Consider the following 21,587-nt stretch of genomic DNA (forward strand, 5'->3'; position numbering starts at 1 on the left):
GCACGGCGAGGGAGCGCGACCGATCACTGAGCGGTTCCGGAGACACGTCTATTTCGATCTTGGTGTGGGCGTACTTAGCCTCCGCGGTGTAGGTGTCCCCGCCGGGAAAACGCACACATTTATGCCCGTTCTCGCAAAGTAACGCGATATGAAACGGAGCCGGAGTGCCCTCGCAGGACTCCTCTGTATGGGACTGTTTTTGCTCGTCGCAGAGCCCGTCGCGGCACAAAACTCGATCAACGATCAGCTCATCGGTAACCTGAACGACGCGCTTCTGTACGCCGCGCTCCCGATCACCGTTCTGGTGCAGGCGATCCTGATCTACGCGGTGTTCAAGTTCCGAAACAACGACGACCCCAAACCGACCCAGGAGAACCGCCGTCTCGAGATCACGTGGACGGTCGCGACCGCGATCGTGTTGCTGTTCGTCGGCGTGGCGTCCTATCAGGTGATGGCCAATCCGTTCATCACCGCCCAGAACAACGACGTGCCCGACGAAGCCGACGTCGAGATCGAGGTCGTCGCGTTCAACTACGGCTGGAACTTCAACTACCAGGACGCGGGCATCCAGACGACCGGTGAGGCGACGATCCCGACCGACACCCAGGTGTACTTCAATATCACGGCCGACGCGGAGCAGAACTCGTACATACACGGATTTCACGTCCCCGACCTCGGGTTGAAACAGGACGCCAACCCCGGCCAACACAACATGGTGAAGACCGAGGTCTACGAGGAGGGTGAGTACCAAGGCTACTGTTCGAAGTACTGCGGCGTGGGCCACTCGAACATGTACTTCACCATCAACGCGGTGAGCGAGGACGAGTACCAGCAGTGGGTCCAGGAACAGCAGGCCAGCGCTGAGGGCGACGGCGGCGAAGGGGGCAACCAGAGTGCGGAGGGCGAAGGAGGCAACCAGAGTGCGGAGGGCGAAGGAGGCAACCAGACGGCCGCCGAGGGTGGCCAGGGTAACCAGAGCGCCGAGGGCGGCGCGAACGGCACCGAAACCAACGCGAGCGCCGAAGGCGGTCAAGCGGGCGGCGAGGGTGATGCAGGCGGGGACGGCACCCAAGAAGGCGCCGGCGGCGGTGCCTGATCGGTTCCGATCGGTTCGTTTTTACTCCGGCGGTTGGTGATCGGTTCGACCGACTCGATAGACGGGGAGCAGTCGTGCCGCCGTTCGCATGGCTCCGCGGCGACGGCCCCGGGAGTACGGAAGCCACGAACGGGAGTCGAGATGGTCCCGTCATCACCAGTCGTCGCTCGAAGCGTCCCCACTCAAGCGACAAGTCGAGCGATCCTTGGAGGACAACCGCCGGGACGCGGGCCCGTTACGGGGATCGCTGAGAGAGCTACGACACGAGCAGTGAGCGCGTACGACGGATAGAACGGAGGAAGTCCTCCCCGAAAACGAGAGGTCTCGAACCCGCGGGGAGATTACACAGAACCTCAGGACGGTCGCGGACGGGCTCGACGGCGTCGGCACCCCTCGCTCAGTGCGGGCGAGGAGTCGGTCGATCTCGCGGTCCCGGAATCCGACGTTCGGGGTGAGAGCCGAACACGGGACGGGAATCGACGGAACGGAACCCAGCGTGGAGTTCGAACTTGAATGGGACGAGGGCCGAGGGGAGAGGACGGACAGTAGTGGAGAACTGACGACCGAGTAACTGCTGTCAGTCCATCGGTGGGCGGCGGTCGTGGCCGTCACGGACTCGACGTACACCCGAGCGGTCGCTTGTCTCGGGGCGGAAGTGTCCAAGTGCCGTGTCCCGCCTTCGAGGCGGGATTCTGTCGTGAACGGCTCGAAAATCAGAGGGAAACGGTCCGGCTTCAGACGACCGCACCGAGGTACAGCACGACGACGAGGAAGATCCAGACGACGTCGACGAAGTGCCAGTACATCGAAACCGTCGAGACGGAGGTGTGGCGTTCGGCGGAGTACTGCCCGTAGAGCGCGCGCACGAAGAGGATCGCGATGAGTACCGCGCCCATCGTGACGTGCAGTCCGTGGAGACCGGTCAGCCCGTAGAAGGCGCTCGCGTACAGCGCCTCCTGAGCCGCCGCCAGCGTGAACCCTTCGTGAACGATGAACTCGTAGTACTCGTAGCTCTGGCCGGCGAGGAAGATCATACCGAGCAGGAGCGTCGCTCCGAGCCCGAGGATGAAGTTACGCCGGTTGTCCTTCAGGAGCTGGGTATGTGCCCAGTGGATCGTTCCACTGGAGATGATCAGGATCAACGTGTTGACGAGGACGATCTCGCTGATGATGGGGATCTCGATCGACCCCAGCGTCACGGTGCCGGCGACGAGCGGCCCGGAGATCACCGCGAAGTCGGCTGGTGGCCATCCGTGAATCCGGATCGAGAAGTAGTAGACGAACAGCGCCCCGAAGGTCGCGATTTCGGTACACAGAAAGAGGATCATCCCCCATCGGAGGCCGCTATTGCCGTGTCCATCACCCGCCCAGAACGCCTTGACGAAGGCGTGATAGGTCCAGCCGTACAACCCGACGAGAAAGACGACGACGCTCGCGAGGAGGACGCCGCCGCCGACGATCGGCTGCAGCGGGAGGTCGCCCATCGCGAGGATGAACAGTGCGGCCCCGATGTAGATCCCGGAGGCGCCCATCGCGGCAATGAACGGCCACCAGCTGGCCTCGCCAAAGCCCTTCGGCCAGTCTTCGACGGCCGGGAGGTGATGGCCGTGATCGTCGCCAGAGTCTTCGGAAACGGTCATGACTCTGGGTTCTGCGTCGATTACCAAAAAGCCTCCCAACCGCGTCGGCGGTCCGGAAGCTACAACCGCTCGCGGGGGGTACTGCGGATATGTCCGTTCCGGCCTTCGAACGGTCTGACGGGGAGGCACACCCCTGTCCGCAGTGTGGCCGACCGTTCGCACGCGCGGAGTACGTGACGCTTCACCTCGGTCTCGAACACCCCGAGACGCTCTCGGAGTCCGACCGCGAGCGGTTCGTCGAGGTCTACCGGGGCGAGACCGACGAGATCAAGCGCTTTCGACTGAAGGCGCTCGCGACCCTGATCGGGATGTACTTCGCGTTTCTCTACCTCTATCTCGTCCTCGCCTAGTTCGATGGGTTTTCGGTGAACTGTCCCCTACGGCGTGTATGGAAGAGCAATCGGGGTTGAGCGACCGACACCGGAAGGCCAGCCCGTGGCCGCTGTTCATCGCGGTGGGGCTCGCCCTCGCGGAGCTGGGAGTCTTCCTCGATCTCGTCTCGATCGCGATCGGGGGACTGTTGTTGTTCGTCGGCTGCCTCGGGGGGATCGTGAGCGAAGCGGGGTACGCGAGGACGCCGTGGCCCTTCATCGGCGGGCTGGGGTTGGTGCTCGCAGTCGTGGGAATCGCGCTGACGGCGCTCTACCCACTGGGTGGCGGTGGCGCGCTCGATTTGGGCTTTCGCGCGGTCTCGATCGCGGTCGCGGGCCTGCTCTGTATGGGCGGGTCGCTCCTCGGGCGCGTGGTGCTCGAGCGGCAGTCGACGGTGTAGCCGACGAACCACTAGGTATTTGATCGCCCCGTTGCTACATCGGGTATGAGCCGACTGCTCGACGATCGCGTCTTCAACAAGGAGACGCTGCTCGATTCGACGGTGAACCTCGTGCCGTTTTTCATCCTGCTGTTCTTCCTCGTGCTGTTCGTGGTCGCAACCCCCGAGGGCTGGCAGGACGGATCGTACTACAGCATCTACATGATAACCATGATCATCAGCATGATCTGGGGGCTGTTGCACCTGACCTACGCGACCGCAAAGCGCGTCTAACGCCGCCCGGCCGCCGACCGATTTTCGCGCACGGGCGGAACCTCACCTTTCATTACGCTCCGTTACTGAGAGTCGAGCATGCAGATAGACGGGCAGATAGCCTTGACCGTCCTGATGGGGCTCCTCCTGCTGATCGTCGCAGGCTGGATCGCCCGCATCGAGGACTGGCGCTCATACACGCCGCTCGCCAGTGGGGGTGGGCGTGCGGTCGACGATACCGCATACGAAACACAGGAGAAACCCGGCGGGCTCGTCCGCTGGCTCACCACGGTCGATCACAAGGACATCGGCATCCTCTACGGGATCTTCGGGACGTTCGCGCTCATGTGGGGTGGGGCGACGGTCGCGCTCATGCGGACCGAGCTGTTCACCCCCGAGCAGGTCCTCATGGAACCGACGACCTACAACGCGCTGATGACGAGCCACGGGATCACGATGCTGTTCCTGTTCGGGACGCCGATGATCGCGGCGTTCGGGAACTACGTCATTCCACTTTTAATCGGCGCGGACGACATGGCGTTTCCCCGGATCAACGCCATCGCGTTCTGGCTGCTTCCGGTCGCCGGAACGCTGATCTGGAGCCCGTTCGTCCTGATGTCACTCGGTATCGAACCCGCCCAGACGGGCTGGACGATGTACCCGCCGCTATCGGTCAATCAGAGCGCGCTCGGGATCGACTTCATGTTGCTCGGACTGCACCTCTCGGGGATCAGCGCCACGCTGGGTGCGATCAACTTCATCGCGACCATATTCACCGAGCGCGCGCCCGATGTCGGCTGGGAGCGACTCGACATCTTCTCGTGGACGATGCTCACCCAGTCGGGGCTGATCCTGTTTGCCTTCCCGCTGCTCGGAAGCGTCCTCCTCATGCTGTTGCTCGACCGTAATCTGGGGACGACGTTCTTCACGACGGATGGCGGGGGGTACATCCTCTATCAGCACCTCTTTTGGTTCTTCGGCCACCCCGAGGTGTACATCCTCGTATTGCCGCCGATGGGGCTGGTCAGTCTGATCCTGCCCCGGTTTGCCGGCCGGAAACTGTTCGGGTTCAAGTTCGTCGTCTACTCCACGCTGGCGATCGGCGTGCTCTCCTTTGGGGTGTGGGCCCACCACATGTTCACCACCGGTATCGACCCGCGGATCCGTTCGGCGTTCATGGCCGTCTCGCTCGCGATCGCGATCCCGAGCGCGGTGAAGGTCTTCAACTGGACCACCACGCTGTGGTCCGGCCGTCTCAGATTGACGGTGCCGATGCTGTTCTGTATCGGCTTCGTCTCGAACTTCATCATCGGCGGTGTCACCGGCGTGTTCCTCGCGTCGATCCCCGTCGATGCGGTGTTACACGCCACCTACTACGTGGTCGGGCACTTCCACTACATCGTGATGGGCGCGATCGGCTTTGCGCTCTTCGCGGGCGTTTACTACTGGTTCCCGCTCGTCACGGGCCGGATGTACCAGCGTTCGCTCGGACTGATTCACTTCTGGCTCTCGTTTATCGGGACGAACGTGACGTTCTTCGCGATGATCCTGCTGGGTTACGGCGGCATGCCCCGGCGCTACGCCGAGTACCTGCCTCAGTACGCGACCCTCCATCAGGTCACGACCATCGGCGCGTTCCTCATCTTCATCGGCGGCGTCGTCTTCCTCTGGAACATCGGCCAGTCGTGGCTCGAAGGTCCCCGCGTCGAGGACGGCGACCCGTGGAACCTGAAAGAGGACGGTCTGGTCACACAGGAGTGGACGTGGTTCGAGCAGAAACTCGAAACGCGGCTGGCCGACGGTGGCGAGCCTTCGGACGACGAGACGGCGATGGCCGACGGCGGCGAACGCGAGTGAATTCGAGCGGCGATTCGGATCGGCATGGTCGCTGACGGGAACGGAACCGCGACTGCGACTACGTCGTTGCTATCCCGTTATAACGATGAAGAACGCAGTGGTCGCCATCAAAACGGCGATACCGCCGAGAACGAGCGCCAGTAGCTCCTTTTCGGTGAGCTCCCTATCGAGCATAGTTCTAGTCGGATCGGCGGAGGGAAAGCCTCATCGTTTCGCCCGCCGAACCCTCGCCGTGAGCGAATCTGCTACCGCCGGATCACGGGTGTCCGGTCGACGGGTCGTCATCACGATCTACGTCAGTCTCGTCGCGTTCGCCGGTGTCATGGGATACATCCTCGGAAGTATCATCGAGGACCTTCAATCGATCATGCTCCTAGGCGTGATCGCGATCCCACCGACGCCGCTCGGCTTTGCGGTCTACGGTTCGGTGACGATCGCGCTTCTGCTCGGCGTGTTCCTGCTCGCGATACGCTACGTCGCCCGCGTGGAGTGAAGTCGCGGGCCGTAGAAACGGGGCCGAACGCGTCTCGATTATCCCTCGCCCACCATTCGGTCCTCCTCGTTCCACTCCTTCTGGCGGAGTTCGAACTTCTGGATCTTGCCGGTAGCAGTAGTAGGGAGTTCCTCGACGAACTCGATCTCGTGGACGACCTTGTAGCCAGCCAGGTGCTCGCGGGTGAATTCGGTGATCTCCTCGGCGCTCGTCCCGGGCTCATCGGGATCGCCGTTCGCGGGGACGAGAAAGGCCTTCGGCGTCTCGCCCCACTTTTCACTCGGTGCGGGAATCACCGCGGCGTCGGCCACGGCGGGGTGCTCGAAGAGGGTGTCCTCGAGTTCGATGCTCGAGATGTTCTCGCCGCCCGAGATGATGATGTCCTTTTTTCGGTCTTGGATCGAGATCATGCCGTGCTCGTCGATCACGGCCAGATCTCCGGTGTGGTAGTACCCCTCGATTCGATCGGAAAAGGCCTCTTCGGTCTCCTCGGGCTTCTCCCAGTAGCCGTCCATCACCTGATTGCCCCGGACGACGATCTCGCCGATCGTCCCGTTGTCCCGTGGGACGTCCTCGCCGTCCTCGTCGACGACGCGGATCTCGGTGCCCAGATAGCCGATCCCCTGGCGCTTCTTGATCGAGAAGCGTTCGGCACCCTCAGGTAAGAGCCGTCTGGCATCGGAGGTCGTGATCAGCGGGCCGGTCTCGGTCGCGCCGTAGACGTGTTTCAGGTACCAGCCGAAGTCGTCCTCGATGGCGCGAATGGTCGCTTCCGGCGGTGCCGCGCCCGCGGTGGCCGCTCGGACGGGGTTCGAACCAGTGGTGTCCTCGCCCGTTTCCTCGTAGCGCTCGATCAGCATATTGAGAACGGTCGGGGCGGCACAGAGATACGAGACGCCTTCGTCTCGAACGGTCTTGAGGATCCACTCGGCGTCGATTCCACGGGTGCAGACGTGCTTTGCGCCCATCCCCGTGATCGCGTAGATGTGGCCCCAGCCGTTGACGTGGAACATCGGCAGGGTCCAGAGATAGACATCGTCGTCACGGATCTCCTGATGGATGCTGATGAGATAGGCGTGAAGCGTCTCCGCCCGATGGGTCCGACAGACACCCTTCGGGTCACCCGTGGTTCCCGAGGTGTAGTTGATGGTGATGACCTCGTCCTCGGTCATCTCGGGGCGGTCGTAGTCGCCGTCCGAGGAGTCGAGGAGTTCCTCGAAGTCCTCCCAGTCGCCCTCGGTGGCGCTCGCGTCGTTCGAGATGTAGAGTTCGGTGGGTACTGACTTGCGGACGGGGTCGATCTTCTCGGCGTGTTCGTGGTCCGCGATGATCGCTTTCACGCCCGCGTCGTTCAGAATGTACTCGAAGTCGTCGGGGACCAGCCGGTAGTTGAGCGGCGTGTGGATCGCGCCCAACTGCATGATCGCGTAGGCGGCTTCGAGGTGGTAGTGGGTGTTCGGATCCAGCACCGCCACCCGATCACCCTTTTCGATCCCCCGTTCTTCGAGCGCCGCCGAGAGCAGATCCACGCGCTCGCCCAGTTCCCCATAGGTAAATCGCTCGCCCGTGGTGGCCACGACGGCCTCCTGATCGCCGTAGTGGGTGCGTGCCCGGTCGAGAAAGTCGGTCGTCAGCAGTGGCTTGTGCATGCCTCTCCGGACGTTTATCACAAATCGTGATATACGTTTTCGTCCGGAGCGAACCGATTCCGACAGTGGCAGTGGGACCCAAACGATTTCGGTCGGCCACACTAAAAATGGGTATGACAGCCGAAAAGGGATTAATACCGTCGGTCGGTGAGTTCATCGAGTACTGCCGGACCCAGTCAAGGCTCCTCCGGGGATCCGTCGAGACGATGGGATCTGAGGCCGACGAACTACTCGAGGGAATCACCGAGAGAACGGCGGAAGTCCGCACGCGTCTCGACGGGGCCAAGAGTGCGACACCACAGTCGGCCGCCGGTCCGAACGACGACTCGATCGATGTCGCGGCGGTCGAAGAGATGGAGGAGGAAATCGAGCGGGAACAGGCAGTTCTCGAGGCCAAACAGGCCCGAATAGATGCGTTTCGGGACCTCGCAGGTGGCTACGACGACCTCGCGGAAGAACTGCGTTCCGACGTAGACGACGGACGGGAAGCGATGGAACGAATCGTCGAGTTCGAGGCCCAGCGGGGCGCGCCGGCTTACTTCGAGGAGAGAACGGTCCTCGAAGCCGCGACGTCGAACGGTTTCGAGGACGACAGAGCGTAACCATCAAAAGAAAAGCGGACGAAACCGGCCGTCAGGCCCTATCGTGCCAACCCGACGGTCTCCTGATACCGACCGTGTTCGGTCTCGAAGACGTCCATGATCTCACCCATCGTCGCGTAGGCTTTGACGGCGTCGACGATGTGGGGCATGACGTTCTCACCGTCCTGAATCGCTCGCTGGAGCGAATCGAGGTGCGCCTCGACGGCCTCGTCGTCGCGCTCCGATTTGACCGCCTTTAATCGTTCCGTCTGGTGGTCGTAGGCGGCTTGCTCGTCGACGTGCAGCACGTCGGGGCTGGTGTCCTCCTCAAGGGTGTATCTGTTAACGCCGACGACGACCTCCTCGCCCGCTTCGACGCGCTCTTGGTACTCGTAGGAGGCATCCTGGATCTCGCGGTGGAAGTACCCCTCGGAAATCCCTCGGAGGACACCATCACGTACCGATCCGTCGCCCATCTCGCGGATCTCCTCCAGATACTCCATCGTCCGGCGTTCGGTCTCGTCGGTGAGCGCCTCGACGGCGAAACTCCCGCCGAGGGGGTCGACGATGTCGGCCGCACCGGACTCCTCGGCGATGATTTGCTGGGTCCTGAGCGCGACCCGGACTGCCTCCTCCGAGGGGAGCGCAAGCGCCTCGTCGAAGGAGTTGGTGTGGAGCGACTGGGTCCCGCCGAAGACGCCCGCAAGCGCCTGAATCGTCACGCGGACGACGTTGTTCAGGGGTTGTTGGGCCGTCAGGCTCTGGCCGGCCGTCTGCGTGTGGAACTTCATCTGTTTCGAACGGGGGTCTTGCGCGCCGTACCACTCGTCCATGACGGTGGCGTAGATCCGCCGGCCCGCGCGGTATTTCGCGACCTCCTCGAAGATCGAGTTGTGCGAGTTGAAGAAAAAGGACAGTTGAGGGGCGAAGTCGTCGATATCGAGTCCGCGCTCGAGACAGTCTTCGACGTAGGCAAAGCCGTCCGCGAGGGTGAACGCGAGCTCCTGGACCGCCGTCGAACCCGCCTCGCGGATGTGGTAGCCCGAGATCGAGACGGGTTTGAAGTTCGGGGTCTCCTCGACCGCGAACTCGATGGTGTCGGTCACGATTCTGAGGGACGGCTCCGGGGGGACGACCCACTCCTTCTGGGCGATGAACTCCTTCAGCATGTCGTTCTGTAGCGTTCCTCTCACCTCCTCTCGGGGGACTCCCTGTTGGTCCGCGAGAGCGACGTACATCGCGTAGATCACGGCGGCGCTGGGATTGATCGTAAACGAGGTCGAGACCTCCCCGATGTCGATCCCGTCGAACAGGACCTCCATGTCCCGCAGGGTGTCGACGGCGACGCCCTCCTTGCCGACTTCGCCCTCCGAGAGGGGATCGTCCGAGTCCTTGCCCATTAGGCTGGGCATATCGAAGGCGACCGATAATCCTGTTTGGCCCTCGTCGGTCAGGTAGTGAAAACGTTCGTTGGTCTCCTCCGCGGTGCCAAAGCCTGCAAACTGGCGCATCGTCCACGTCCGACCGCGATACATGGTCGGATACACCCCCCGAGTGTACGGCTCCTTGCCCGGAAACCCGAGGTCCTCGCCGTAGTTCAGATCGGAGATATCTGTAGGCGTGTAGAGCCGGTCGACCTCGAGGTTCGAGACGGTCGCAAACCTCTCCTTTCGCTCGCCATGACGGTCGAGTACTGGTTCGAGAGTGCCGTCCTCCCAGCGTCGCTTCTGTTCGCGGATGTCCGAAAGCTCCTCGTCGTTGTACATACCGCGTGTTTTTGCCGGGACGTCCATTAAGAATTCCGGGCGACGCAATCGGAGTTATTACCATCGAGTAAATTACTAGAAATATATATATATATATATATATATATATATAATTATACAGTACATATCAAATTTGATGTAATAACTAATGGTCCGCTATCCCGACTGGTGCTGTCAACACTGTGGTGAACCGCTCGTACCGTGCCCTGTCTGAACTGCATTCAGCTCGATCGGATGGAGAAAGAAGAGGACGACTCGCGGGGCTCGTCGACCGAAGGCGAGCGCGTCGTCGCCACCACGAAGTAGCTCAGTACGACCGCTCCATCCCGAGGACGTTCTCCCCGAGGAAGTTGAGTGCGAGCTGTTGGGTGATCGGCACGAGCCGCGTGAGTCGTGCCTCCCGGAAGTACCGTTCGACGTCGTACTCGCGGGCGATTCCGAACCCACCGTGGGTCTGGACGGCCGCGTCGGCCGCCTCGAAGGCCGCCTCGCTCGCGAGGTACTTCGCGACGTTTGCGCGCGCGCCGAGGTCCACCCCGGATTCGGAAGCCGCGGCGTCGGCGCCGTTGTAGACCACGGCCTTTGCGGCCTGCACCCGGGCATAGGCCGCTGCCAGCGGGTGTTGGATCGCCTGATTCGTCCCGATCGACCGGCCGAATACCTCGCGCTGATTCGCGTAAGCGACGCCCGCGTCGAGTGCCGCCTCGCCCAGCCCCACACACTCGGCGGCGATCACGAGCCGCTCCTCGTTGAGCCCGTCGAGCATCTGGTAGAACCCGCGGCCCTCCTCGCCGATGAGGCGGTCCTCGGGGACGCGAAGTCCCTCGAACCAGCATTCATACGAGTGGACGGCGTTGCTCGCGGTCTTCTCGATCGGCTCGATCTCGAGTGCTCCGTTCGAGAGCGCCTCGTCGATGTCGACGAGGAACATCGAGATCCCCCGCGTGCGCTTTTCGACGTCCTCTCTCGGCGTGGTCCGGGCCATTAACACGAGGTAGTCGCTCGCGTCCACCCGCGAGGTCCAGATCTTCTGGCCGTCGATCACGTACTCCTCTCCCTCCTTTCGCGCGCGGGTCTCGATGGCCGTCGAGTCGGAACCCGCGTTCGGTTCGGTAAGACCGAACGCCTGTATCGAAACCTCGCCGCTTGCGACCTTCGGCAGGAGGTCGTTCTTCAGGTCCTCGCTCCCGTACTCGACGAGCGAGACGGAGTTGTAGATCCCGCCGTGGACCGACTGGGCGGCACTGAACCCCCCGCCGCTCGCGGCGATCTCCTCCATCATCACGACCGTCTCCGGCGTGCCCATCCCCGCCCCGCCGTACTCCTCTGGGATCAACGCGCCGAACCAGCCGTGCTCGGCGAGCGCGTCGGCGAACTCGTATGGATACTCGCCGTTTCTATCGCGCTCGCGCCAGTAGGCCTCGTTGAAGTCCGCACAGATCTCGCGGATCGAGTCCCGAACGAGGCGCTGTTGGTCCGACAGCTCTACCGTGTCACGCTGGATCATAGCTCGAATAGCCGCTACATAACTATACGCCTACGGGATGGCGTCGATCGTGCCGATTTTCGACGCCGGGCGTTCAGAGCGCCTCGGAGACGTCGAGCAACGTGGCTATCGAGCCCGCTTCGGCGAACCCGCCGAGGTCGTCGTAGAGCCGTTCGGCACGCTCGCGTTCGAGCGTCCGGGTCGCACAGTCGAGGAACTTCGCCCGCCGGCGGGACTCCGAGAGCGGATCCTCGTGCGTGCCCGGCGGGTTCTCCTGTCGGCGTTCGACCGATCCCGCGGAGCTCTCGATGCGGACGGTCGCAGTGTGATCGTCGTATGCGAGGTCTGGTTCGACCCGGAACGTGACGCGCTCGCGAAGGCGCTGGACGGCCGGATCCGACAGCGCCGGCTCCTCGAAGGTCGCCAGATCCACCCGATCGCGCGCGAGCGCGCTCGCAACGGCGTACTCCATCGAGAACTTCGCCTCCAGTCCCGTCTCCGGATCCGAATGGGCGAGCGCGTCGGCCGCCCCCCGTGAGGCTTCGACGGTGATCGCCTCGACTTCCGTCGGGCTGATCCCGTGTTGGGCCGCGAGCGACTGGGTCGCGGCGATCGCCGTATGAGTGAAGTAGCAACACGGGTAGGCCTTGGTGTGGATACCACGCTCGTCGATGTACCACCCTTCGGACGGTTCGACTTCGTGTGGCCGGCCATACAGGTCGAGAAAGCCCCCCTCGCCACCGATCGCCTCGGCGTCGGCAGTTACCCCGTCGCTCGCGAGCAGTGCGGCGGTGAGCCCCGAACGGGCGGCGAAACCGGCATGCATCGGCTTGGTCATCGAGCCGAAGTTGCGTTTCAGCCCCGCGGGCGTCGAGGCGGCGATACAGAGTGCGTTTCTCGTCTCCTCGGGAGCGAGATCGAGAAGCCACGCCGCGACCGCGGCCGCGCCGAACGCCCCGAAGGTGGCCGTCGCGTGCCACCCCGTTTCGTAGTGGTCGGGACTGATCGGCGCGGCCACCGTGCTCATAACCTCGAACCCTGCGACGTAGGCGGCGATGGCCTCCCGGCCGCTCGCGTCCGTCTCGCCCACGAGCGCGAGGATCGGCGGGACGAGCACCACGCTCGGGTGGCCGTCGATCGCCCACGAGAGGTCGTCGTAATCGAGCGCGTGGCCCGCCGCCCCCAGCGCGAGGGCGTGTTCCGGGTCCGCTCGTCCGGCGAGCGCCACCAATCCGCCGTCGGGGAGCCACCGTGAGACGGATCTGCCTACCTCGGTCGAGAAACTCGCGAGTGTCACGCCGACCGTGTCGACGAACGCCCGCTCGACGGCTTTCGTCGTCGGTTCGCCGATGGCTTCCGAATCGAGATCCGTGACGATCGCCGTCAGACGCGATTCGACTGCGGGGGGTGTCGTAGCCATACCGGTCTCTCGGGCGGTTCGGTCATAAAACGGGGTTACTGGAGGCGTTTCGTCGTCTCGACGAGCGGGTGGCGCGCGTAATCGACCACCGTGATGTCCGAGATCGACGAGAGTCCCTCCTTGCAGGCGGTCCGTTCCATCCCGAGTTCGATCTCCTCGTCGATGACGATCACGTAGGCGTCCATCTCCTCGATGTCGAGTGTATCGGCGGCCATAGCGCGATGGTGTCCATCGGCCAGCAGGAGACGGCCGTCGACGTCGATCACGACGAGCGGTTCTGCGAGTCCGTGTTCGAGTTCGTATCGCCGCCCTTCGAGTTCGTCGGCATACACCTTTCCCTGTGTGGGAACGAGGTTCGAAAGCGAGATCGTTCGGCGTTCCTCGCCGACGGAGATGTCGTGGATGCTTTCGAGGGTGCGGATCAGTTTCCCGACCTTCTCGGGGGTGGCGCGTTCGATCTGACTGCGGATCACGTCGGCGTTCGAGATGATTCCTACCAAGTTGCCCGCGTCGTCGACGACCGGGAGTTTCTGGATCCCCGACCGGAGGATGACCCGGGCGGCGTCGGTGACCTTCATCTGAGGATGGGCGACGACGAGATCCGTACTCATCACCTTGAACAGCGGTTCCTCGTCGTCCGCCAACAGCAGATCGCGTGCACTGATGAACCCCTCGACGCGCCGGCCATCACAAACGGGAAAGCCGCTGTGTTCGTCGCTTTCGGCGATGCGGGCGGCCACCTCGCCGACGGTCGTATCCGGCGAAACCGTCGCCACGTCGCGGGTCATATACTCGTTGACACGTGGTTTTCCGTCCGTGACGCCTGCGTTCATAACTGCCAGACGGTAGCGGGTCGCAAAAACCTCACGCTACCCGTTAGTTCGCCTCCGGCTGCCAGTCGTTCGAACCGATCGGAGGCCGTGGCTCCGGCTCGTCGCGGACCGAAATCGCCTCGAAAAAGCGCTCGTCGATCACCTCACGGATGATCTCGGTCAACAGTTCCTCGTCGTCCTCGATCTCCTCGCCGAGAAAGCCGAGCGGGATCTGCGCGCCGGCCATCCCCGCGTGACCGCCCGCGCTCCCGATCTGGTCGAACGCGTCGCGCAACATCCCGCCGATGTCGAGGTCCGTTCCGCGCGCTCTGGCGGAGATATAAATAGTTCCGTCGACGAAGCCGTAGATGAGCGTCGCGACGACTCCCTCCATGTTCAGGAGGTGATCAGCCGCCTGTGCGAGGGCGTCGCGATCACGAAGGGTGCCGATACAGGTCGTACAGATACCGTCTCGAACGCGGCTGTTGCTGATCGCACGCGCGAGGGTATCGAAGGTCTCCGGACTGATCGTGGGCCGTTCGATCTGCTCGAGGACGTCGATATCGACGTGGGGCTGCAGCGTCGTTGCCGCCTCGAAATCCAGCCGAGAGACGCCCCGCGAGAAATCGTTGGTATCGGTACGGATCCCGAAGAGGAGTGCAGTCGCCAGTTCCTCGTCCATCTCGACCTCCAGTGCGTCGAAGTATTCGACGAGCATCGTGCTCGTCGAGCCGATGTCGTATCTGACGTCGAGATGGTGGGCTTCGACCGGTCCCGGCGAGGGATGATGGTCGATCACGACGTCTATCGGGGTGTCCTCGGGAAGCTGATCGTTGACGCCGGGCAAGGAGTGATCGACCAGCGCGATCGCATCGAGTGGCTCGGTTTCGGCCGGGTCGTCGAGTTCGATGAGGTCGCTATCGAGCCCAAGGACGTTGACCAGCGCACGGTTCTCCTGGTGGGTGATGTCCCCGAAGTAGTACGCGTTGGCCTCGATACCGACGGATCGTGCGAGCGTCGCGAGGGCGATCCCGCTCGCGATCGCGTCGGGATCGGGGTTGTCGTGAAGCATCACCCCGAGTTCGCCCTCGACCCGCACGAGGAGCGATCGCAGGTGACGCGCACGCTCCGGGGCCTCGGCGACGATGGACTCGGCGGTGTACTCGTGGAAGGCGGTCGTCGGATCGAGGACCGTCTCGACCAGCCCTGCGAGCGTCTCCCTGTCGGCCTCGGTCGGCTCGTCACCGGTGTAGGCGACGATAGGAACCGAGTCGAAGACCTCGTGTGCCGCCCGTGCGATGGCGATGTTCCGTTGGGGCGAGTCCGTCCCGATGAAGACGCTCGTGACGGGTCCTCCGATTCCCGCGAGGACCGCGCGATCGGCCGGATCGGCGGCCGTCATCGTCACGTCGCGCTGCGGGAACTCGCGCTGTTCGGGATCCAGCGTGACGACGTGGACCGTCCCACCCTGCTCCCGGGCGCGTTCGACCAGTGCGTGGCCGACGGTCCCGGCACCGCACCCGAGGAGCAGTCGAGAGACCATAACAGTACGCCGTAGCCCATCGACGCGCTAAAACCTACCGTCTCGGTGAATAGAAATCCCTCGAACGGGCCGAAGTGGTCGGCTACGATACACCCGCTCGTGGGCAGCCGAAACGAGCCGATTACGCGAGCAGGGTGCTCGCGGCTGCCTGTGCGAGGTCGACGACCGGAAACGCCGGCAACAGCGCGATCGTCATGATCGCCGCGGCGACGATCGCCACGTACAGCCCGACGGGCTGGCGCGAGACGTCGAATTCCCGAACCGGGTCCTCGATCAGGATCGCCTTGACCAGCCGTGAGTAGTAAAACAGCGACAGCGCGCTCGCGAGCGCGCCGACCGCCGCGAGCCACCAGTAGCCCGCACCGATCGCCGCCGTGAACAGGGCGTACTTCGAGAGGAATCCGCCGCCGATCGGGAGTCCGGCGAGGCTGAAGAGGAAGACCGTCATCGCCGCGCAGGCGATCGGGGCTCGGTGCCACAGGCCGTTGTAGTCCTCGAAGGTCCGCCCGACGCCGCGGTACTCGGCGAGCGCGACGAAGAGGAACGCGCCGGTGTTCATGAAGCCGTAGACCAGCAGGTGCATCATCGCCGCGCCCATCACCGCGACGTCGTTACCGCCGCCCAGCGCCGCCAGCCCGATCAGCACGTAGCCGGCGTGGCCGACCGAGGAGTACGCGAGCATGCGTTTGACGTTCTCCTGCATCGCGGCGGCGAAGTTGCCCACGATCATCGTCACGACCGCGAGCACCTGGAAGATCAGTACCCAGTCGATCCCCAGTCCGACGACCGTCTCGAGGGGGAACCCCTCGATGAACACGCGAAAGGCAATGACGAAGCCGGCGGCCTTCGACGCCGAGGAGAGGAAGGCACTGACGGGCGCGGGCGCGCCTTCGTAGGCCTCCGGCGCCCAGAAGTGAAACGGCACGGAGGCGGTCTTGTAGGCGACTCCGCCGACCAGCATCAGCACGCCGATCCCGAGGATTCCGATATTGTCGGTCTCTGCGACGCCCGCGGCGACCGCGTCGAGCTGGAGCGATCCGGTGACCGCGTAGACGAGGCTGATCCCGTAGACGAGGATCGCCGACGAGAGCGCGCCGATCAGGAAGTACTTCAGTCCCGCTTCGATGCTGCCGCGGTTGTGCTTCAGGGACGCGACCAGCGCGAAGGAAGAGAGGCTCGAGAGTTCGATGGCGACGAACGCGACGACGAGGCTGTTCGCGTTGGCCATCAGCGCCATTCCTGTGGTCGCGAGCACGATCAACGAGTAGAACTCGCCCTTGTGCGGGTGGTCGTGGAGATAGTCGTAACTGCCGAGGACGACGAGCGCGGCCACGCTCGCGACGACGAACGTGAAAAAGAGGCTCATACCGTCGACAACCACCTGATCGGCGAGCAGGCTCAGCCCCTCAGGTCGGCCGACTCCTGTAAAGAAGTACCAGACCGAAACGGCGAGCGCACCGAGGATACCCGCGAGCGAGAGGCCCGCGAGCAATGCGTTGTTCGTCTCGCCCGGCTTGATGCTGTCCGCGAGGAACAGCACGAACGACGTCACCGCCAGTACGACGACCGGTGCGAGCGCGATCCACGTGGAGGCGTCGGTCACCATCAGAGACCACCTCCGAGTTCGACGAGCGGATCAACCGCGTCCTGTATCATGGTGAAAAAGATGTCGGGATCAACGCCCAGCAGGATGATCAGTGCGATCAGCACGAACAGCGGCACGACGTCGTGCAGCGGTGCGCGCGTGATCTCGTAGTCGGTTTCGAGGCGATACGCCCCGAACAGCGTGCGCTGCATCGCAAACAGCAGGTAGCCCGCGACGATCACGATACCGAACATCGCGATCGCCGTAAACAGCGGTGCGCCCGGGAGGACCGTCGACTGGAACGCCCCGAGGAAGATCAGGAACTCCCCGGCGAAGCCGGCCATCAGCGGCAGACCCATGTAGCCGAAGGCCGCCGCGACGAAGATCCCGGCGGTGATCGGCATTCTATCGGCGATCCCCGAAATGTCCCCGACCATCCGGGTGTGGGTGGCGTTGTAGATCACGCCGACGACCATGAACATCAGCCCCGAGATCAGCCCGTGGGCGACCATCTGGAAGGTCGCGCCGCCGATCCCGTAGACGGTAAACGCGACCAACCCGAGGATGACGTAGCCCATCGAGGAGATCGAGGAGTACGCGACGATCCGCTTGAGGTCCTGTTGGGCCAGCGCGAGCATCGCACCGTAGATGACACTGAAGACGCCAAGCACCGCGATCGGCACGGCGAGCGTCGCCGCGACGTCGTACAGCATCGTGAAGTTGAACCGAAGCAGGGCGTAGGTCCCCATCTTCAGGAGGACGCCCGCAAGCAGCACCGAAACGGGCGTGGGGGCCTCGACGTGGGCGTCCGGAAGCCACGTGTGGACCGGGAAGATCGGCACCTTGACCGCGAATCCGAAGAAGATCGCGATGAAAGAGACCAGCGCCAGCATGTCGGGACCGAGACCCGCGAATCCGGAGAGCTGACCGTCGTGAAGCGCCTGCGTGATCGCGGGCATGTCGAAGGAGTTCACCGAGTCGCCGAGCCCGAACACCAGCGCGATGAAGCCGATGAACATCACCAGCGAGGCGACGTTCGTGTAGACGAAGAACTTGATCGCGGCGTACTTCCTCCTCGGCCCGCCCCAGACGCCGATCAACAGGTACATCGGGATCAGAACGGCCTCCCAGAAGACGAACCAGACGAAGAAATCGAGCGTCGAGAAGACGCCGATGAGGCTCGCCTCCATGAAGAGGATCAGCCCGTAGAACTGCGAGATACGCTCCTGAATCGGCGTCCACGCGCTCATGATCGCGAGCGGAACGAGGACGGTCGTGAGCACCAACAGCGGGAAGCTCACGCCGTCGAGGCCGACGTGCCAGTTGATCGCGTAGGGATCGAGGGCGATCCACTGGGCTTGGGTTTCGAACGCGACGGTGCTCCCTTCGAGCAGGGCGTTCCCGCTCGCGTCGAAGCGCGTCCACAGGAAGAGACTGCCCACGAACGGGAGCAGGCTCAGTGCGAAGGCGACCTGTGGGGCGTAGGCTTCCGGCGTGAGGAAGACGACGAGCGCCGCGACGAACGTTACCGCGATGAGTGTCTCGATCAACATTCAGAACCAACCTCCGTAGATGCCAAAGGCCACGAGCAGGACGACAAGCGCCGTCGTGATCAACGCGGCGTAGTTGGTGACGACGCCGCTCTGGAGCCTACGGACCCGACCGCTGCCGAGCAGGCTCACGCTGCTGATGCCGTTGACGACGCCGTCGACGACGCCCTGATCGAACGTGTCCGCGCCACGGGCGACGCGCTGTGTCAGGCCTTCGGCGAGCCAGACCTGGTACTCGTCCTGGTAGTAGTTCGCGACCAGCACGTCCTTCGCGCCGCCGAGCTTGTCGGTGTGAGCCACCGGATGGGGACCACGGTAGAGCGCGACCGCGGTGCCGGCCCCCGCGAGCGCGAGGACCAGTGCGATCGCACCGGGAATCAGCGGCGTCAACTCGGCGTGGTGGATGTGTGCGAACTCCTCTGCGGTGGCCGTATACGTCGAGTAGGCGAGTTGCTCGGGACCGCTGTCGAGCCAGTGTGAGAGGTACGTGATGTCCGCACCCGTGAGTTCGGCGACCGGCACCATGTTGACGAACCCGGCGACCGTCGCGAGGATCCCGAGTACCGCGAGCGGGATCTTCGTGTTCCAACCCAGCGGAACCGGGTGTTCGGCGTGGTCGCTTCTGGGTTCGCCGTGGAAGGTGAGGATCACCATTCGGAACGTATAGAAGCCGGTGAAGAACACCGCGAGCAGCCCCATCGCGTAGGCCGCGAGCAACACCGGGTTCTCGAGGCCGGCGATCAGCGCCTCGTAGAGGATCTCGTCCTTGCTCCAGAAGCCCGAGAAGGGCAGGATGCCCGCGAGCGCGAGCGAGCCCGCGAGGAACGAGTAGTACGTCACGGGCATCTCGTCCTTGAGCCCGCCCATGTTCCACATGTTCTGTTCGTGGTGCATCGCGATGATGACCGCACCCGCCCCCAAGAAGAGCAGCGCCTTGAAGAAGGCGTGGGTCATCAGGTGGAAGGTCGCCGCGACGTAGCCCGCGACGCCCAGCCCGAGCATCATATAACCGTACTGGGAGATCGTCGAGTAGGCGAGCACCTGCTTGATGTCGTCCTTGACGACGCCCATCGACGCCGCAAACAGCGCCGTGAAGCCACCAATAAAGGCGATGATGGCCATCGCGGTCGGGCTGAGTGCGTAGAAGCCGTACATTCGGGCGACCAGATAGACGCCGGCCGCAACCATCGTCGCCGCGTGGATCAGCGCCGAGACGGGCGTCGGGCCCTCCATCGCGTCGGGCAGCCAGGTGTGAAGCGGGAACTGGGCGGATTTACCGATCACGCCGCCAAGCACCAGCAGCCCGAGGATCGTGACCCATGTCCCCGCGGGGAAGCCGAAGAGCGTCTCCCCGCCGACGATGGCCTCCTCGGCCAGTTGGGGGAATGCCCCCTCGCCGGCGAACTGCGCGGTGCCGAACGTCGCGAGGATCCCGACGACGCCGATCAGGAAGAAGTAATCACCGAAGCGGGTGACCAGAAACGCCTTTTTGGCAGCGCTCGGCGGGGCGTCCTCGCGGAACCAGAAGCCGATCAGCAGGAACGAACAGAGACCGACGAGCTCGAAGAACATGAAGGCCATCAGCAGGTTGTCCGCGAAGACGAACGAAAGCATGCTGAAGGTAAACAGCCCGAGCCCGGCGTAATAGCGGGGCAGGCCGGTCTCGCCCTCGTCGTTCATGTAGCCGAGGCTGAACATGTGGACGAGGAATGCGATCAACGAGACGATAACGAGCATCATCGTCGAGAGGGGGTCCAAAAGCAGGCCGAACGAGAGCGAGAGCGTTCCCTCGCCGACGCCGGCGACCCACGTATAGAGCGTCTCGTCGTAGAACCCGCCGCTCGCGACCCGGAGCATCGCCCAGATCGAGAGCAGTAACGAACCGCCCGTGGCAGCCATACCGACGAGGCCGCCCTTTTTGGGGAGGTACTCGCCCGCGACGAGCGCGATAACGAACGACGCGAGCGGGAGCAGTGCGATCAACGGTGCGTATTCGAATGCCATCTCGTTACCACCTCATCGTCGTCGCCTCGGTCACGTCGATGCCACGGAAGTTGCGATAGAGGACGAGGATGATCCCGATCCCGATCGCGACCTCCGCGGCGGCAAGCGCCATCACGAACAGCGCGAAGGTCTGTCCGGTCAGGTTGCCCCACTGCAGCGAGAAGGCGACGAAGTTGATGTTCGCTGCGTTGAGCATGAGTTCGACGCTAATGAGGAACATTAGCGCGTTGCGGCGCGTCAGCACGCCGAACAGGCCGATACAGAACACGCCCGCCGAGAGGACGAGGTACCACTCGACCGGCACGAGTAGCTGTGTGGGCGCGAGCATCTACTCCTCACCTCCCTCGAAGCCGCCGCGTTCGGGGACGAGCGTCCCGTCCCCCTCCCTCTCATCGCGCTTTGCGAGCATCACCGCGCCGTCGAGGGCGGCGTCGAGCACGATCGCGATCGCGAAGAAGGCGACGATGAATCCCTCGGCGGGTACGTCACCGGCGCCAATGTTGAACATCGCATAGCCGATGCTGGCGGTGATGTTCGCCCCGTCGGGAAAGCCCTGCGGGGCGGAAAACGACGAGGTCACGAAGACGAACGCGAGAACACAGAAGAGCGCGACCGCTGCCAGTCCGGGAGCCAAGTGACTGCCGAGCCTGAGTTCGGGCTTAGTCGGCATTGCTGGCCTCCGTGTCAGTCGGTCCCATCCCCTGTGCGCCGGGGTCGGCCTCTGCGGTCTCGTCGTGGGTCAGCATCACGGCGAACGTGATCAGGATGAGCACCCCGCCGACGTAGACGAGGACCTGCACCGCCGCGAGGAACTCGGCCTGCAGCGTCACGTAGTGGATCGCGACGCTGAGGAGTGCCACCCCGAGCAGGAGCGCGGCATGCCACACGTCCCTGACGAGGACGACGCCGAGACTGCTCGCGAGTGTCACCCCCGCAAACAGCACAAACGCCGCTGTCTCTAGTACCATTAGTTCAACACTCAGTCGCACGCCCTTTGAAGATTTCGAGATTGACGTGACGCGTACGGATTTTCGCGTCGATGCCGGTCGCTGATTGCCGCTCTGACGGGGCAAAAATCAGT

At 63.6% G+C, this 21,587-nt stretch carries 20 protein-coding genes and 1 pseudogene; 8 read left to right on the forward strand and 13 right to left on the reverse strand.

Going from position 1 to position 21,587, the window contains the following annotated elements; translation table 11 throughout:
* Nucleotides 1-148 precede the first annotated feature (148 nt).
* Nucleotides 149-1,096 (forward strand): cytochrome c oxidase subunit II, encoded by a 948-nt coding sequence (coxB, locus tag HAPAU_RS11925; protein WP_084383703.1) that lies wholly within the window; start codon nt 149-151, stop codon nt 1,094-1,096.
* Nucleotides 1,097-1,400: 304 nt separating this feature from the next.
* Nucleotides 1,401-1,667: pseudogene (locus tag HAPAU_RS22290) on the forward strand (amphi-Trp domain-containing protein); the annotation flags it as partial.
* 163 nt (nt 1,668-1,830) lie between these two features.
* Here HAPAU_RS22290 and HAPAU_RS11930 read toward each other — a convergent pair.
* Nucleotides 1,831-2,736, reverse strand: a complete 906-nt coding sequence (locus tag HAPAU_RS11930; RefSeq protein ID WP_066382888.1) for a cytochrome c oxidase subunit 3 — start codon at nt 2,734-2,736, stop codon at nt 1,831-1,833.
* A gap of 89 nt (nt 2,737-2,825) precedes the next feature.
* Here HAPAU_RS11930 and HAPAU_RS11935 point away from each other — a divergent pair, with 89 nt between their 5' ends.
* The 5 genes from HAPAU_RS11935 to HAPAU_RS11955 all read left to right on the forward strand — a co-directional run bounded on the left by HAPAU_RS11935 (nt 2,826) and on the right by HAPAU_RS11955 (nt 6,110).
* The gene (locus HAPAU_RS11935; protein WP_066382889.1) at nt 2,826-3,086 is read left to right on the forward strand and encodes a DUF7410 domain-containing protein; all 261 of its coding nucleotides are present in this window, start codon (nt 2,826-2,828) and stop codon (nt 3,084-3,086) included.
* Between the two features lie 38 nt (nt 3,087-3,124).
* Entirely contained in the window at nt 3,125-3,508 is a 384-nt protein-coding gene (locus tag HAPAU_RS11940) for a DUF7541 family protein (protein WP_066382894.1), read from the forward strand.
* Between the two features lie 45 nt (nt 3,509-3,553).
* Nucleotides 3,554-3,781, forward strand: a complete 228-nt coding sequence (locus tag HAPAU_RS11945; RefSeq protein ID WP_066382897.1) for a DUF6684 family protein — start codon at nt 3,554-3,556, stop codon at nt 3,779-3,781.
* A 78-nt stretch (nt 3,782-3,859) separates the two neighbouring features.
* A complete protein-coding gene (locus HAPAU_RS11950) occupies nt 3,860-5,617 on the forward strand; it encodes a cbb3-type cytochrome c oxidase subunit I (RefSeq protein WP_211263568.1) in 1,758 nt (585 codons plus the stop codon).
* Between the two features lie 232 nt (nt 5,618-5,849).
* Nucleotides 5,850-6,110, forward strand: a complete 261-nt coding sequence (locus HAPAU_RS11955; RefSeq protein WP_066382901.1) for a DUF7520 family protein — start codon at nt 5,850-5,852, stop codon at nt 6,108-6,110.
* A gap of 38 nt (nt 6,111-6,148) precedes the next feature.
* Here HAPAU_RS11955 and HAPAU_RS11960 read toward each other — a convergent pair whose 3' ends face one another.
* Nucleotides 6,149-7,759 (reverse strand): long-chain-fatty-acid--CoA ligase, encoded by a 1,611-nt coding sequence (locus HAPAU_RS11960; RefSeq protein ID WP_066382903.1) that lies wholly within the window; start codon nt 7,757-7,759, stop codon nt 6,149-6,151.
* A 113-nt stretch (nt 7,760-7,872) separates the two neighbouring features.
* Between HAPAU_RS11960 and HAPAU_RS11965 the strand changes: the two genes are divergently transcribed.
* Nucleotides 7,873-8,361, forward strand: a complete 489-nt coding sequence (locus HAPAU_RS11965; RefSeq protein WP_066382904.1) for a hypothetical protein — start codon at nt 7,873-7,875, stop codon at nt 8,359-8,361.
* 38 nt (nt 8,362-8,399) lie between these two features.
* Here HAPAU_RS11965 and HAPAU_RS11970 read toward each other — a convergent pair whose 3' ends face one another.
* The 11 genes from HAPAU_RS11970 to HAPAU_RS12020 form a co-directional block, all read right to left on the reverse strand.
* Nucleotides 8,400-10,106, reverse strand: coding sequence for an acyl-CoA mutase large subunit family protein (locus HAPAU_RS11970; RefSeq protein WP_066383255.1), 1,707 nt, complete (start codon nt 10,104-10,106; stop codon nt 8,400-8,402).
* Nucleotides 10,107-10,413: 307 nt separating this feature from the next.
* Nucleotides 10,414-11,613 carry an acyl-CoA dehydrogenase family protein gene (locus HAPAU_RS11975; protein ID WP_066382905.1) on the reverse strand — a complete coding sequence of 400 codons (1,200 nt, stop codon included), beginning with the start codon at nt 11,611-11,613 and terminating at the stop codon, nt 10,414-10,416.
* 73 nt (nt 11,614-11,686) lie between these two features.
* Nucleotides 11,687-13,012 carry an MmgE/PrpD family protein gene (locus HAPAU_RS11980; protein WP_066382907.1) on the reverse strand — a complete coding sequence of 442 codons (1,326 nt, stop codon included), beginning with the start codon at nt 13,010-13,012 and terminating at the stop codon, nt 11,687-11,689.
* Nucleotides 13,013-13,047: 35 nt separating this feature from the next.
* Nucleotides 13,048-13,845, reverse strand: coding sequence for a CBS pair associated ParBc domain-containing protein (locus HAPAU_RS11985; protein WP_066382914.1), 798 nt, complete (start codon nt 13,843-13,845; stop codon nt 13,048-13,050).
* Nucleotides 13,846-13,888: 43 nt separating this feature from the next.
* Entirely contained in the window at nt 13,889-15,367 is a 1,479-nt protein-coding gene (locus HAPAU_RS11990; RefSeq protein WP_084383705.1) for a DHH family phosphoesterase, read from the reverse strand.
* A gap of 121 nt (nt 15,368-15,488) precedes the next feature.
* A complete protein-coding gene (locus HAPAU_RS11995) occupies nt 15,489-16,973 on the reverse strand; it encodes an NADH-quinone oxidoreductase subunit N (RefSeq protein ID WP_066382915.1) in 1,485 nt (494 codons plus the stop codon).
* Nucleotides 16,973-18,505, reverse strand: coding sequence for a complex I subunit 4 family protein (locus HAPAU_RS12000; RefSeq protein WP_066382916.1), 1,533 nt, complete (start codon nt 18,503-18,505; stop codon nt 16,973-16,975). Before HAPAU_RS12000 ends, HAPAU_RS11995 begins: the two co-directional genes overlap by 1 nt.
* Nucleotides 18,506-20,506 carry an NADH-quinone oxidoreductase subunit L gene (gene nuoL, locus HAPAU_RS12005; RefSeq protein WP_066382917.1) on the reverse strand — a complete coding sequence of 667 codons (2,001 nt, stop codon included), beginning with the start codon at nt 20,504-20,506 and terminating at the stop codon, nt 18,506-18,508.
* A gap of 4 nt (nt 20,507-20,510) precedes the next feature.
* A complete protein-coding gene (gene nuoK, locus HAPAU_RS12010) occupies nt 20,511-20,834 on the reverse strand; it encodes an NADH-quinone oxidoreductase subunit NuoK (protein ID WP_066382918.1) in 324 nt (107 codons plus the stop codon).
* On the reverse strand, nt 20,835-21,176 hold the full coding sequence (locus HAPAU_RS12015) for an NADH dehydrogenase (RefSeq protein ID WP_066382920.1): 342 nt from the start codon (nt 21,174-21,176) through the stop codon (nt 20,835-20,837). It abuts the gene before it with no gap.
* Nucleotides 21,166-21,474 carry an NADH-quinone oxidoreductase subunit J gene (locus tag HAPAU_RS12020; protein ID WP_066382925.1) on the reverse strand — a complete coding sequence of 103 codons (309 nt, stop codon included), beginning with the start codon at nt 21,472-21,474 and terminating at the stop codon, nt 21,166-21,168. The genes HAPAU_RS12015 and HAPAU_RS12020 overlap by 11 nt, the downstream gene beginning before the upstream one ends.
* Nucleotides 21,475-21,587 lie beyond the last annotated feature (113 nt).

The sequence above is a fragment of the Halalkalicoccus paucihalophilus genome, assembly GCF_001593955.1.
GTDB lineage: Archaea > Halobacteriota > Halobacteria > Halobacteriales > Halalkalicoccaceae > Halalkalicoccus > Halalkalicoccus paucihalophilus.

Excerpts from the sequence above, each read along its gene's own strand:
- coxB (WP_084383703.1), top strand. The coding sequence starts at position 149 with ATGAAACGGAGCCGGAGTGCCCTCGCAGGACTCCTCTGTATGGGACTG.
- HAPAU_RS11930 (WP_066382888.1), bottom strand. The coding sequence starts at position 2,736 with ATGACCGTTTCCGAAGACTCTGGCGACGATCACGGCCATCACCTCCCG.
- HAPAU_RS11935 (WP_066382889.1), top strand. The coding sequence starts at position 2,826 with ATGTCCGTTCCGGCCTTCGAACGGTCTGACGGGGAGGCACACCCCTGT.
- HAPAU_RS11940 (WP_066382894.1), top strand. The coding sequence starts at position 3,125 with ATGGAAGAGCAATCGGGGTTGAGCGACCGACACCGGAAGGCCAGCCCG.
- HAPAU_RS11945 (WP_066382897.1), top strand. The coding sequence starts at position 3,554 with ATGAGCCGACTGCTCGACGATCGCGTCTTCAACAAGGAGACGCTGCTC.
- HAPAU_RS11950 (WP_211263568.1), top strand. The coding sequence starts at position 3,860 with ATGCAGATAGACGGGCAGATAGCCTTGACCGTCCTGATGGGGCTCCTC.
- HAPAU_RS11960 (WP_066382903.1), bottom strand. The coding sequence starts at position 7,759 with ATGCACAAGCCACTGCTGACGACCGACTTTCTCGACCGGGCACGCACC.
- HAPAU_RS11965 (WP_066382904.1), top strand. The coding sequence starts at position 7,873 with ATGACAGCCGAAAAGGGATTAATACCGTCGGTCGGTGAGTTCATCGAG.
- HAPAU_RS11970 (WP_066383255.1), bottom strand. The coding sequence starts at position 10,106 with ATGTACAACGACGAGGAGCTTTCGGACATCCGCGAACAGAAGCGACGC.
- HAPAU_RS11975 (WP_066382905.1), bottom strand. The coding sequence starts at position 11,613 with ATGATCCAGCGTGACACGGTAGAGCTGTCGGACCAACAGCGCCTCGTT.
- HAPAU_RS11980 (WP_066382907.1), bottom strand. The coding sequence starts at position 13,012 with ATGGCTACGACACCCCCCGCAGTCGAATCGCGTCTGACGGCGATCGTC.
- HAPAU_RS11985 (WP_066382914.1), bottom strand. The coding sequence starts at position 13,845 with ATGAACGCAGGCGTCACGGACGGAAAACCACGTGTCAACGAGTATATG.
- HAPAU_RS11990 (WP_084383705.1), bottom strand. The coding sequence starts at position 15,367 with ATGGTCTCTCGACTGCTCCTCGGGTGCGGTGCCGGGACCGTCGGCCAC.
- HAPAU_RS11995 (WP_066382915.1), bottom strand. The coding sequence starts at position 16,973 with ATGGTGACCGACGCCTCCACGTGGATCGCGCTCGCACCGGTCGTCGTA.
- HAPAU_RS12000 (WP_066382916.1), bottom strand. The coding sequence starts at position 18,505 with ATGTTGATCGAGACACTCATCGCGGTAACGTTCGTCGCGGCGCTCGTC.
- nuoL (WP_066382917.1), bottom strand. The coding sequence starts at position 20,506 with ATGGCATTCGAATACGCACCGTTGATCGCACTGCTCCCGCTCGCGTCG.
- nuoK (WP_066382918.1), bottom strand. The coding sequence starts at position 20,834 with ATGCTCGCGCCCACACAGCTACTCGTGCCGGTCGAGTGGTACCTCGTC.
- HAPAU_RS12015 (WP_066382920.1), bottom strand. The coding sequence starts at position 21,176 with ATGCCGACTAAGCCCGAACTCAGGCTCGGCAGTCACTTGGCTCCCGGA.
- HAPAU_RS12020 (WP_066382925.1), bottom strand. The coding sequence starts at position 21,474 with ATGGTACTAGAGACAGCGGCGTTTGTGCTGTTTGCGGGGGTGACACTC.